A 12,215-nucleotide genomic window follows, 5' to 3' on the forward strand; every position below is an offset into this window, starting at 1 on the left:
GCCGTCGGTGTTGCGCCACGGCCTGCCCGCCCAACTCGACGCCGTGGTGGCCAAAGGGATGGCCAAAAACCCCGACGACCGCTACGACACCACCAAGGAATTGACCGCCGCAGCCCGCGCGGCCATCACCGGCCCTCCTACCGGACCGCAACCCGTGATGACTCCGCAACCGATTCCGCCCGGGCCGGGCGGGGTGGATCCGAGATTCGCCCCCGCTGCCGGGCCGTGGCACGGCGCCCCCGCGGCCGCGCCGTGGCCACCACCCGGGCCCCGACAGCAACCCGTGGCGTTCGCCGCCGGCGGTCAGGTTGGTCGGTGGCAGCGGCACGCGGTCGCTGTCACCGCGGGTTGCGCCGTTGTCGCCGTCGCGATCGCGGTGCCGATCATCTTCGTGGCCACCGGGTCCTCCGAAGCGGCGGGACCGGCGTTGCTGTCGGTGCAGCAGGTCAACAACGTCATGGGTGAAAAGAACTATCGGCTCATCGACTCGGCACGCAAACTCACCGAGCCCGGCTTCACCGTCACGCCGCAACAGTGCGGAGCAATTCAGTCGATCGATATGAAAGCGGCATTCGCTGCCGTCGGCATCAACACGGCCGATTCCCAGACGTTGCACGCCACCGGAAACGACATCCGGGGCAGCGTGGATCAATATCTGGCGAACGCGCCATCGGTGTCGGCGGCGAATCGCTTTCTGCAACAACGACTGCAGGCCTGGCGCAGCTGCAACAACCTCGATTACTCGGCCGGTGGCGTCAAGATGAAAGCGACGATCGTCGCGGACGGACGCACCAAAATATCCGCGCAATACCATTTCGTCGACGACAGCAGCTTCCTGTGTCAACAGAACGTGGCCACGTCCGACACCGCCATTGCGACCGTCATCGTCTGTGACAACCGGGCCGGCGTCGAGTCGAAGGCAGACACCCTCGTTTCCAAAATCCTGGCGGCATCATGAATCGCAAACTGCTGACATGCGCGCTGATCGCGGTCGCCGCTGTCGCGATCATCGTCACCACCGTCGTCCTGCGGGCCGGTAACAGCCGGGCCAAGCCATCGACCGAGCAACCGTTGGCCCCGGCGCTCACCGTCTCAACGCTGACCGAGGCAGAGATCCGGTCGGCGGTCGGCGACAACTCGTTCGTGACCTCGAGTCGGTTCAGCCGGCTGTCGAAGGATCCGGTCCGGGTGAATCCCGCCACCTGTATCGGAATTTCCATGATCGTGCCGCCCGATTCCCTGACCGGCATCGACTGGGTGGCGCTCAGGGGCGCGGTGGGATCGTCCCCGCAAGGTGAACGGACGCATTACGTCGCGCAGGGAATGGTCGCCCTCGGCACCGAAGACAAGGCCAAGACATATCTCCGGACGGCGACGCAGTCGTGGCAGAAATGCAACGGCCAGTCATACACCGTCGACGCCAGCGGCACCGTCGGCCATTGGCTGATGAAGTCGATGAAACAGACCGACACCACCCTGACCGCGGCCATTTCGCAGGAGAATTCGCGATACACCTGCCAGCACGTGCTGACATACCAAACGCAGTATGTCGTCGACGTGGTGGCGTGCGGTTACGACACCGTCGACCAGGCTCAGGTTGTCGCCAACCGCATCACGAGCAAATTGAGCAGCAATCTCGCCAACCCGTGACGGCTAGCGGTTCTGGAATTGCGGCTTGCGCTTCTCGGCGAATGCGCGCGGGCCCTCTTTCGCGTCGTCGGAGAGAAACACCGAGACCCCGATCTGGGTGTCGATCTTGAAGGCTTCGTTTTCGTGCATGCCTTCGGTTTCGCGAATGGTGCGCAGGATTGCCTGGACCGCCAGCGGCCCGTTGTTCTCGATGATCTCGGCGAGTTCGAGGGCCTTGGTCAGCGCCTGGCCGTCCGGGACGACATGCCCGATCAGCCCCATCTCCCTGGCCTCGGCGGCGGTGATGTGCCGACCGGTCAGCAGCAGGTCGCAGGCCACCGTGTAGGGAATCTGGCGCACCAGTCGCACGGCCGAACCGCCCATCGGGTACAGACTCCACTTCGCCTCGGAGATGCCGAACTTCGCGCTCTCGCCGGCGATACGTATATCGGTGCCCTGCAAGATCTCGGTGCCGCCGGCGATCGCGGGTCCTTCGACGGCGGCGATCAACGGTTTGGTGAGTCGGCGCCCCTTGAGTAGCGCATCGATGCGCGACGGGTCGTAGCTGCCGTCCTTGAACGAATCCCCCGGCGGCTTCTGCGTCGCCGTTTTGAGGTCCATGCCTGCGCAGAAGTAGCCACCGGCGCCGGTCAGGATGGCGCACCGAATGTCGGGGTCGTTGTCCACCCGGTCCCAGGCCTCGACCATGATCCGCATCATTTCGGTGCTCAGAGCGTTGCGACGGGCCGGCCGATTCATCGTGACGATCAGCGTGTGACCGCGCTGCTCGACCAGCGCGTCGGCTTCCGAAGAACCGGATTCGTTTGCTGGGCTCTCGCTCACCGGGACCGCCTTTCGCGCGACATCGGGCATCAGCTTGTCAAGAAATGTAACACGTTCTAATTTGGTGGCCGTGGCCCTGAATATTGCTGACCTCGCCGAGCACGCCATCGACGCTGTGCCGGACCGCGTAGCGCTCATCTCCGGTGACGAGCAGTTGACCTACGCCGAACTGGAAGAGAAGGCCAACCGCCTCGGGCACTACCTGATCGACCAGGGTGTGCAGAAGGGCGACAAGGTGGGCCTGTACTGCCGCAACCGCATCGAGATCGTCATCGCGATGCTGGGCATCATCAAGGCGGGCGCGATCCTGGTCAACGTCAACTTCCGCTATGTCGAGGGCGAACTACGCTACCTGTTCGAGAACTCCGACATGGTGGCGCTGGTGCACGAGCGGCAGTACGCCGACCGGGTCGCCAACGTGCTGCCCGACACCCCCGACGTCAAGACGATCCTGGTGGTCGAGGACGGCTCCGACAACGACTATCAGCGCTACGGCGGCGTCGAGTTCTACGCCGCGCTGGAGCAGGGGTCCCCCGAGCGCGACTTCGACGAGCGCAGCGCCGACGACATCTACCTGCTCTACACCGGCGGCACCACCGGCTTCCCCAAGGGCGTGATGTGGCGGCACGAGGACATCTACCGCGTGCTGTTCGGCGGCACCGACTTCGCCACCGGCGAATTCATCAAGGACGAGTACGACCTGGCCAAAGCGGCCGCCGCGAACCCGCCGATGGTCCGCTACCCGATCCCGCCGATGATTCACGGCGCCACCCAGTCGGCCACCTGGATGTCGCTGTTCTCGGGCCAAACCACCGTGCTGGCACCGGAATTCAACGCCGACGAGGTATGGCGGACGATCCACCAGCACAAAGTCAACCTGCTGTTCTTCACCGGTGACGCGATGGCGCGCCCGTTGCTCGACGCGCTGTTGGCACACCAGGACGCCGGCAACGAGTACGACCTGTCGTCGCTGTTCCTGCTCGCGTCGACGGCCGCGCTGTTCTCACCGAGCATCAAGGAGAAGTTCCTCGAGCTGCTGCCCAATCGCGTCATCACCGACTCCATCGGGTCGTCGGAGACCGGTTTCGGCGGCACCAGCATCGTCGCCAAGGACGCGCCGCACAGCGGCGGTCCCCGGGTCACCATCGACCACCGCACGGTGGTCCTGGACGAGGACGGCAACGAGGTCAAGCCCGGCTCGGGCGTGCGCGGCTTCCTCGCCAAGAGAGGCAACATCCCGCTCGGCTACTACAAGGACGAGAAGAAGACCGCCGAGACGTTCCGGACCATCAACGGGGTCCGCTACGCGATCCCCGGCGACTGGGCGCTGGTCGAGGAGGACGGCAGCGTCACCATGCTGGGACGCGGTTCGGTGTCGATCAACAGTGGCGGGGAGAAGATCTACCCCGAGGAGGTCGAGGCCGCCTTGAAAGGCCACCCCGACGTGTTCGACGCGCTGGTGGTCGGGGTGCCCGACCCGCGCTACGGCCAGCACGTCGCCGCCGTGGTGCAGGCCCGGCAGGGGGCGCGGCCGACCCTGGCGGAGCTGGACAGCTTCGTGCGGTCGGAGATCGCGGGATACAAAGTGCCGCGCAGCCTTTGGTTCGTCGACGAGGTGAAGCGCTCGCCCGCGGGCAAGCCGGACTACCGCTGGGCCAAGGAGCAGACCGAGGCCCGGCCGGCCGACGACGTGCATGCCGCGCACGTAACCGCCTGACCAGCCGGCGATCAGCCCGGGGCGCCCACCGTGCCCCGGGGGCCGGTGTTCCCGGCGTCGCCGTCGATGCCGTCGACTCCCGGCGCACCCAGATGAGCAGGATTGGCGGCGGTGCCCGGGGCATTGCCCGCGCCGCCGTCCCCGCCCGCTCCGCCGAGCCCACCGAAGCCGGCGCCGCCGCCCGAGCCGCCGGCGGCCTGACCGTTGGGACCGATTCCGCCGGCCCCGCCCTGCCCGCCGTTCCCGCCCCGGCCGCCGTCGGCGCCGTTTCCGCCATCGCCGCCGTTTCCGCCGTTGCCGCTGTAGGCATTGGATGCGGCGGGACCACCCTTGCCGCCGTCACCGCCGGCGCCACCGGCCGCGCCTACTCCTCCGGTGCCGCCGTCGCCGCCCAGGCCGCCGACGCCACCGACCGCGCCGGTGAGATCGCCGACGGTGCCGGCGTTGCCCCCGGTGCCGCCCGCGCCGCCGTCGCCGCCGGTGCCGCCGGTGCTGGTCAGTCCGCCGGCGTCGCCGCCGCGGCCACCGGTTCCGCCGTTACCGCCGGGCTCGTAGGCGCTGTAGCTGAGCCCGCCGTTTCCACCGTTTCCGCCGCGTCCGCCCGTCCCCCCGGCGCCACCGTCGCCGCCGTCGCCCGCGTGGTAGTAGAAGTCGATATCCCAGGCGTTCGGACTGAGGACTTCTCCGCCGTCGCCGCCGTTTCCACCGTTTCCGCCGGCACCGCCCCGGCCGCCGTCGCCGCCCTGGCCGCCCTGGCTGGGAAAGTTGTTGTTGACGGTACGGTCGGCGTCGCCGCCGCGCCCGCCGTTTCCGCCGTTCGCGCCGGTGCCGCCGTCGCCGCCGTTGCCGCCGTCGCCACCGACGGCAACGATCATGTTGCCACTGGTGCCGGTGCCGCCACTGCCACCGTTGCCGCCTTGCTGGCCGGTCGTCACGCCGTTTGCGCCACTCTCACCGTTCGCCCCCCAGGGGATGCCGTCGGCACCGTCGGCACCGTCGGCGGCGTTGTCGATGTGTATCGGCGGGGGATTGGTGCCCTCACCGCCGGTACCGCCCGACCCGCCCTGGCCGCCGGCCCCGCCGTTGCCGACGGTGCCGGCCTTGCCTTCGACGCCGCCGCCGGCGCCGCCCGCGCCGGCCAAGCCACCGTTGCCGCCGTCCCCGCCGATCCCGCCGCGGCCGCCGTCACCGCCGGTGACGTGCACCGCCGCTCCGGTGCTGGTTCCGCCGGTGCCGCCGGTGCCGCCATCGCCGGCCTTGCCGCCGTTGCCTCCGGTGCCGCCACCCACACCGCCGACACCGTCGCCACCGTCGCCGCCATCACCACCGTTACCGCCCTGGCCGCCGGTGCCACCGGTGCCGCCGGTGCCGCCGTCAGTGCTGTCGGTACCGCGGTAGCCGACAGCGCCCCGACCCCCGTTTCCGCCGTTTCCGCCGAGACCACCCTTGCCAACAGCCCCGGCGGTGCCGTCCGGGCCTGCGTCACCGCCGGCGCCGGCGTCGCCGCCGCGGCCGCCGTCGCCACCGTCGCCGCCGTGCGCGCCGTCGGTGGTGCCGGCCCCGGCCCGGGCGCCTGCACCGCCCTTGCCACCCGAACCGCCCTCCCCGCCGCGGCCGCCGCCGGAGCCGGCAGCGCCGCCCTTGCCAGCGTTGCCACCGTCACCCCCGTCGCCGCCGTCGCCGCCGGGCTGACCGCCGGCGCCGCCGTTGTTGCCGCCGACACCGTCACCGCCTTGGCCGCCGTTGCCGCCGGCCCCGCCGTTGCCGCCGCCCGCGCCACCCCGGCCGCCGGTTCCGCCGTCGCCCCCGGCAAACCCGGAGGCACCCGCTGCGCCCGGCGTGCTGGTCGACGTGCCGCCGAGGCCGCCGCCGCCGCCGTCGCCACCCCTGCCGCCGTCGGCGCCGCCGCCTCGTAGTCCGTGTTCGCCGGTGTCGCCGCCGGTTCCGCCGCTGCCGACTGTGCCGCCGCTCCCGCCGTCGCCCGCATCGCCGCCTGCGCCCCCGTTGCCGGCGTCACCCCCGATGCCCGTGTCGTTGGCGACGCCCGACCCGCCGTTGCCGCCATAGCCGCCGTTGCCGCCCTGACCGCCTTTACCGCCGCTGCCGTTCGTACCCCCGGCGCCCGAGTTGCCGCCCTGGCCACCTCCACCGCCCTTGCCGCCGGCGAAGCCGTCGGTGCCGTCTGCGCCGGTATTCGACGCCGCGCTGATGCCGTTGCCGCCGGTCCCGCCCGTGCCCCCGGTCCCGCCGGTACCACCGGTGCCGGCATCGCCTCGGGCGCCGTCGGCACCCCCGTGCCCGCCGCTGCCCGCGCCACCGCCTGCACCGCCTTGACCAGCGTCTCCGCCGGTGCCACCGGTGCCACCCTGGTGGCCGACCCCGCTGGAGTTGTCGGCGCCCGATCCGCCCTGTCCACCGGTGCCGCCCTGCCCGCCGGTGCCGCCCTGGCCGCCGCTGCCGTTGGTTCCGCCCGCGCCGGTCTTACCGCCTGCCCCGCCCTCACCACCGGTACCGCCGACGAAACCGGTGTCGCCCGTGGCGCCGCTGCCCGCAGCCGCGTCGGCACCCTTGCTGCCGGTGCCGCCGTCCCCGCCCCGACCACCGGTGCCGCCGGTGCCGGCGTTGCCGGCCACCCCGCCCTGCCCGCCGGTTCCCGCCGCACCACCGAGCCCGGCATCGCCGCCCGCCCCGCCCTTTCCTCCGGTGGCGCCGTCGTTGCCGGCGACGGTCGCACCACCGGTGCCACCCTTGCCACCCGTGCCACCGTTTCCGCCGACGCCACCCGAACCGTTGATTCCGCCGTCGACCGCGTTGCCACCCTGGCCACCGTCGCCCCCGGGGCCCCCGGCGAACCCGTCGCCGCCGGTGAGCCCGGCGGCGGATTTGGTACCGGCTAAGCCGCTGCCACCAGCACCCCCGGCGCCTCCGGTGCCACCGGTGCCGGTGCTGCCTGCGTGGCCGGCCACACCGAACAATCCGCCTGCCTCCCCGCCGGCACCGCCGTGACCGGACACCCCGCCCACACCGCCCTGGCCTCCGGTGCCCCCGATGCCACCCAGACCGGCGACCGCGCCGTCCGCACCAGTTCCGCCGGCGCCCCCGGTGCCGCCCGCTCCGGCCGCCCCGCCGGTACCGCCCGGGCCCAGCAGCAGGGCGCCGTGACCGCCGGCGCCGCCGTCTCCGCCGATACCACCGGTGCCGCCGACCGCTGCGGTGGCGCCGGCACCGCCGGTGCCACCCACACCTCCAGCACCGCCGGCACCACCGCGGGCCAGCAGTCCGCCCGCACCGCCGACTCCACCACGCCCGCCGTCGCCACCGGTACCACCACCCTCGGATCCCGGGTCGCCCGCGCCGCCGGTCCCGCCGGCCCCGCCGGCGCCGAACAGCCATTCCGCGCGCCCGCCTGCCCCGCCCGTGCCGCCACCGGAACCACCGGTGCCACCGGCGCCGCCACCACCCCACAGCAGTCCGCCGTTGCCGCCGGCGCCACCCGTGCCACCGCCGGATCCACCGGTGCCGCCGGCACCTCCGACGCCGAGCAGCCAGCCCCCGCTGCCACCGGCGCCGCCGTGGCTGCCGGCACCGCCGGTACCGCCCGTACCGCCCCGGCCCAGTAGTCCAGCCGACCCGCCGTTGCCGCCGGCCTGCCCGGCGGCCCCGGCCGCACCGTTACCGCCGTCACCGAACAACCAGCCGCCGTCGCCGCCGCTGCCACCGGGCGTGGTGGCGTCGGCCCCGTTGCCGAACAGCGGCCGGCCGAAGATGGCCGGCGGGGTGATCGCGGCAGCCGATGCGGACTCGGTGCCCGAGTAGGCCACGGCCGCCGCGCTGAGCGCACCGGCGAATTCCTGCTGGAACGCGGCCACCTGCGTGCTGACCGCCTGGTAGGCGGTGCCGTGCGCACCGAACAACGCACCGATCTGCGCCGACACCTCGTCGGCCGCCGCTGCGGCCAGCTGGGTGGTGGCCTGCGCGGCGGCAGCGTTCGCGTGCTGCAGGGCCGACCGGATCTCGGCCAAGTTTTCTGTCGCAGTGGCGATCAGATCGGGTGCGGCGGAAAGGAACGTCATCACGCGACTCCGGCATTGTGCACGACTATTCGAGAATCGACGTTTCCGTCAATTGTCTCGGAAATCTATCGCGATTTCGCCGGGCACGTAGTGGTTTCGGCGAGAGAACCAGTTCGTCGGACTCAACTCCGGGCCGGTGTCTACAGTCGCGTCGTGAGCGACTTCGTCAAGAGCCGGGTGGGCGCGCCGGACCGTTTCTTCGCGTGGGAGGCCGCCGGTCTGGGTTGGCTCGCCGACGTCGACGGCGGCGTGCCGTGCGCGCGGGTGGTGTCCGTGGACGCGACCAGCCTCACCCTGCAACGACTCGAATCGGTGCGGCCCAGCGGCGCGGCGGCGCGGGAGTTCGGCAGCAGGCTGGCCGTCACCCACGACGCCGGAGCGGCGGCCTTCGGCGTCGGGCCCGACGGCTGGGACGGCCCGGGATTTTTCGGGCCACTGTCCCAGCCGCTGCCGATGTCGCTGCGCGGGCACCGCAGTTGGGGTCTTTGCTACGCCGACGAACGGCTGGCCCCGATGGCCGAGCTGGCCGGCGGCCAACTCGATGGCAGCACCCGTGACGCCGTCGATGCGGTCGTGCGGCGTTGTCGTGCAGGCGACTTCGACGACGACGACCCGCCCGCCCGGCTGCACGGCGATCTGTGGAGTGGCAACGTGATGTGGACACCGGCCGGTGTGGTGTTGATCGACCCCGCCGCGCACGGCGGCCACCGTGAGACCGACCTGGCGATGCTTGCGCTGTTCGGCTGTCCGCATCTGGACGCGGTGATCGCCGGGTACCAGCACGTGCGACCGCTGCGACCCGGATGGCGCAGTCGAGTGCGGCTGCATCAACTGTTCCCGCTGCTGGCGCACGTGGTGCTGTTCGGCGGCGGTTATCTGAGTCAAACGCACGCGGCTGCACGCGAGGCGTTGCAGGCGTGACCTGTTGCCGCTCCGCGGCCGGCATCGTCAGCGAGTTAGAGTCAACGCGCGATGGCGATCGACGTGTGGATGCAGCATCCGACTCAGCGGTTCCTGCGCAACGAGATGCTGGCCTCGCTGCGACGCTGGACCGGGGGGTCGATCCCAGATGCCGAGATACCCATCGCGGCCACGGTGGCCTCGATGGACGCCGGCGGCGTGCAGCTCGGCCTGCTGAGCGCGTGGACCGGACCGGGTGGGTTAGATCTGGTCTCCAATGACGAGGTAGCCCAATGGGTTTCGCTGTACCCGGATAGGCTGGCCGGGTTGGCGGCGGTGGACCTGGACCGTCCGATGCGGGCCGTACGAGAACTGCGTCGCCGCGTCGCCGACGGCTTCGTCGGGCTGCGGGTGGTGCCGTGGCTGTGGAACGCACCGCCCACCGACCGGCGCTACTATCCACTGTTCGCCCAGTGCGTCGAGTCCGGCGTGCCGTTCTGCACCCAGGTCGGACACACGGGTCCGTTGCAGCCGTCGGAGACCGGTCGACCCATTCCATATGTCGACCAGGTGGCACTGGACTTCCCGGAACTGGTCATCGTGTGCGGCCACGTCGGCTATCCGTGGACCGAGGAAATGGTCGCCGTGGCCCGCAAGCACGAGAACGTCTACATCGACACCTCCGCCTACACGGTGCGTCGCCTTCCCGACGAACTCGTCCGATTCATGAAAACCGGTACGGGGCAACGCAAAGTGTTGTTCGGCACCAACTATCCGATGATCTCCCATTCGCACGCCCTCGCCGGCATCGACCAACTCGGACTCAGCGACGAGGCGCGGCGCGACTTCCTGCACGGCAATGCCGAGCGGGTCTTCAGGCTGCAACGAAAGGCGGACAGATGAACGGAGCCCAGGCACTGATCAACACCCTGGTCGACGGTGGCGTCGACGTGTGCTTCTCGAACCCGGGCACCTCGGAGATGCACTTCGTCGCCGCCCTGGACACCGTGGACCGAATGCGGGGCGTACTAACCCTTTTCGAGGGTGTGGCCACCGGCGCCGCCGACGGTTACGCGCGCATCACCGGTCGGCCCGCCGCCGTACTGCTGCATCTGGGACCCGGACTGGGCAACGGGTTGGCCAACCTGCACAACGCGCGGCGCGCCCGCGTCCCGATGGTGGTGGTCGTCGGCGACCACGCCACGTACCACAAGAAGTACGACGCCCCACTGGAATCCGACATCGACGCCGTCGCCGGCACCGTCTCGGGCTGGGTGCGCCGCACCACCGACGTCGCCGAAGTGGGGGCCGACACCGCCGATGCCATCGCCGCCTGCGTGTCCGGCTCGATGTCCTCGGCGCTGATCCTGCCCGCCGACGTGTCCTGGTCCGACGGCGGCCGGCCGGCCAAGACGGTCGCTTCCTCGTTCTCCGGCGGGCACGTCGACAACGGTTCGGTGGCTGAGGTTCTGCGCTCGGATGAACCCACCACCATCCTGATCGGCGGCGACGCCACCCGCGGGCCGGGGCTGGCCGCGGCCGCGCGGATCGCCGCAGCCACCGGTGCCCGCCTGCTGTGCGAGACCTTCCCCACGCGGCTCGAACGCGGTGCCGGCGTTCCGGCCGTCGAACGTCTGGGGTACTTCGCCGAAGCCGCGGCCGCCCAACTCGAGGGCAGCAAGCATCTGATACTGGCCGGGGCCAGGTCGCCGGTCTCGTTCTTCGCTTACCCGGACCTGCCCAGCGACCTCGTGCCGCCGGGTTGTCAAGTCCATCGGCTCGCTGAATTCGGTTGCGCTGGAATAGCTTTGGTTGCCCTGGCCGAGGAGTTGGCGCCGGGAACCGAGGTGCCGGTGGCGGTGGCGTCGCGTCCGGAGCTACCGTGCGGGCCGTTGACGGCGGCATCGGCGGCCGACGTGATCGGAGCGCTGCTGCCCGAGCGCGCGATCGTCGTCGACGAATCCAACACCTCAGGTCTGTTGCTGCCCGCCGCCACCGCCGGCGCCCCGGCGCATGACTGGCTCACACTGACCGGCGGCGCGATCGGCTACGGCATCCCGACCGCGGTGGGCGCCGCCGTCGCGGCACCGGACCGTCCGGTGCTGTGTCTGGAGTCGGATGGTTCTGCGATGTACACGATTTCGGGATTGTGGACCCAGGCCCGGGAGAACCTCGACGTCACCACCGTCATCTACAACAACGGCAAGTACGACATCCTGCGCCTGGAACTGCAACGTGTCGGCGCCGGGTCGGCGCCCGGCCCCAAAGCCCTCGACCTGCTCGACATATCACGTCCCACAATGGATTTCGTGCAGATCGCGCAAGGCATGGGCGTGCCGGCGCGACGGGCCGGCACCGCCGAAGAACTGGCTGACGCGCTGCGCGACGCCTTCGCCGAACCCGGGCCACACCTGATCGACGCCGTGGTGCCGTCGCTGCTGGGATAGCCGTGCTCAGGTGACCTGACCGTCCTGGCCCGGGTTGCCGGGCGACCCGCCCGAGCCGTTGATGTTGCCACCGCTGATACCGCCGTCGCCACCCTCGCCGCCGTCGCCACCGTTGCCGCCGGGCGAGCCGACGCCGTTGCCGCCGTCGCCCCCTCTGCCGCCGTCGCCGCCGTCGCCGCCTCGGTCGTACTGCGAACCACCGCCCTCGCCGCCCTCGCCGCCGGTGCCACCGGGGCCTCCCCTTCCGCCGGTGCCGCCCGGGCTGGGGTTGCCGCCGTTTCCACCCCGGCCGCCCTGGCCGCCCGTGCCCCCGTCGCCACCGTCATACCCATTCGCCCCGTAGCCGCCCGTGCCACCGGTCCCACCGAGGCCGCCTTTACCCGCGTCGCCACCATCGCCGGGCGCCCCGCTGCCCAGGCCGGCGTCACCGCCGTCGCCGCCATCGCCGCCGTAGCCGCCGGGCGAGGCTGATCCACCCGTGCCATCGGCACCTGGGAAGCCGATCCCACCGGTCCCGCCTGCACCGCCTACCCCACCGTTGCCGTTGGTGCCGCCCAGCGCGGCCGATCCCCCGCCGCCGCCGTCTCCACCGCGACCACCCACGTC

The 12,215-nt window shown here is 71.3% G+C and carries 9 protein-coding genes; 6 read left to right on the forward strand and 3 right to left on the reverse strand.

The features are described 5' to 3' along the window. Together AC5Y6Y_RS15490 and AC5Y6Y_RS15495 are read left to right on the forward strand one after the other, a co-directional pair. On the forward strand, nt 1–958 hold a 958-nt coding region (locus AC5Y6Y_RS15490; RefSeq protein ID WP_499919080.1), incomplete at its 5' end, for a sensor domain-containing protein. Further along, a complete protein-coding gene (locus AC5Y6Y_RS15495; protein ID WP_473140156.1) occupies nt 955–1,650 on the forward strand; it encodes a sensor domain-containing protein in 696 nt (231 codons plus the stop codon). The genes AC5Y6Y_RS15490 and AC5Y6Y_RS15495, both read left to right, overlap by 4 nt. A 3-nt stretch (nt 1,651–1,653) precedes the next feature. Here the strand turns inward: AC5Y6Y_RS15495 and AC5Y6Y_RS15500 are convergent, their stop codons facing one another. Beyond that, nucleotides 1,654–2,472, reverse strand: a complete 819-nt coding sequence (locus AC5Y6Y_RS15500) for a crotonase/enoyl-CoA hydratase family protein (RefSeq protein ID WP_463828370.1) — start codon at nt 2,470–2,472, stop codon at nt 1,654–1,656. Between the two features lie 64 nt (nt 2,473–2,536). On the opposite strand from AC5Y6Y_RS15500, the gene AC5Y6Y_RS15505 reads away from it, so the two are divergent. Beyond that, nucleotides 2,537–4,189, forward strand: a complete 1,653-nt coding sequence (locus AC5Y6Y_RS15505) for an acyl-CoA synthetase (protein WP_473140157.1) — start codon at nt 2,537–2,539, stop codon at nt 4,187–4,189. An 11-nt stretch (nt 4,190–4,200) separates the two neighbouring features. Here the strand turns inward: AC5Y6Y_RS15505 and AC5Y6Y_RS15510 are convergent, their stop codons facing one another. Next, on the reverse strand, nt 4,201–8,262 hold the full coding sequence (locus AC5Y6Y_RS15510) for a PE family protein (RefSeq protein ID WP_473140158.1): 4,062 nt from the start codon (nt 8,260–8,262) through the stop codon (nt 4,201–4,203). Nucleotides 8,263–8,415: 153 nt separating this feature from the next. On the opposite strand from AC5Y6Y_RS15510, the gene AC5Y6Y_RS15515 reads away from it, so the two are divergent. The 3 genes from AC5Y6Y_RS15515 to AC5Y6Y_RS15525 are packed head-to-tail and all read left to right on the forward strand — an operon-like array spanning nt 8,416 to nt 11,609. Continuing rightward, the gene (locus AC5Y6Y_RS15515; RefSeq protein ID WP_463828373.1) at nt 8,416–9,183 is read left to right on the forward strand and encodes a fructosamine kinase family protein; all 768 of its coding nucleotides are present in this window, start codon (nt 8,416–8,418) and stop codon (nt 9,181–9,183) included. A 51-nt stretch (nt 9,184–9,234) separates the two neighbouring features. After that, entirely contained in the window at nt 9,235–10,065 is an 831-nt protein-coding gene (locus tag AC5Y6Y_RS15520; protein ID WP_473140159.1) for an amidohydrolase family protein, read from the forward strand. Beyond that, nucleotides 10,062–11,609, forward strand: a complete 1,548-nt coding sequence (locus AC5Y6Y_RS15525; protein ID WP_473140160.1) for an acetolactate synthase large subunit — start codon at nt 10,062–10,064, stop codon at nt 11,607–11,609. The genes AC5Y6Y_RS15520 and AC5Y6Y_RS15525 overlap by 4 nt, the downstream gene beginning before the upstream one ends. 6 nt (nt 11,610–11,615) lie before the next feature. On the opposite strand, the gene AC5Y6Y_RS15530 is transcribed toward AC5Y6Y_RS15525, so the two are convergent. Next, nucleotides 11,616–12,212, reverse strand: coding sequence for a hypothetical protein (locus tag AC5Y6Y_RS15530; protein WP_499930114.1), 597 nt, complete (start codon nt 12,210–12,212; stop codon nt 11,616–11,618). Nucleotides 12,213–12,215 lie beyond the last annotated feature (3 nt).

The sequence above is a fragment of the Mycobacterium sp. NGS24 genome (assembly GCF_059813065.1).

Coding starts and splice junctions, on each gene's coding strand:
- AC5Y6Y_RS15510 (WP_473140158.1), bottom strand. CDS start 8,262: ATGACGTTCCTTTCCGCCGCACCCGATCTGATCGCCACTGCGACAGAA.
- AC5Y6Y_RS15525 (WP_473140160.1), top strand. CDS start 10,062: ATGAACGGAGCCCAGGCACTGATCAACACCCTGGTCGACGGTGGCGTC.
- AC5Y6Y_RS15520 (WP_473140159.1), top strand. CDS start 9,235: ATGGCGATCGACGTGTGGATGCAGCATCCGACTCAGCGGTTCCTGCGC.
- AC5Y6Y_RS15495 (WP_473140156.1), top strand. CDS start 955: ATGAATCGCAAACTGCTGACATGCGCGCTGATCGCGGTCGCCGCTGTC.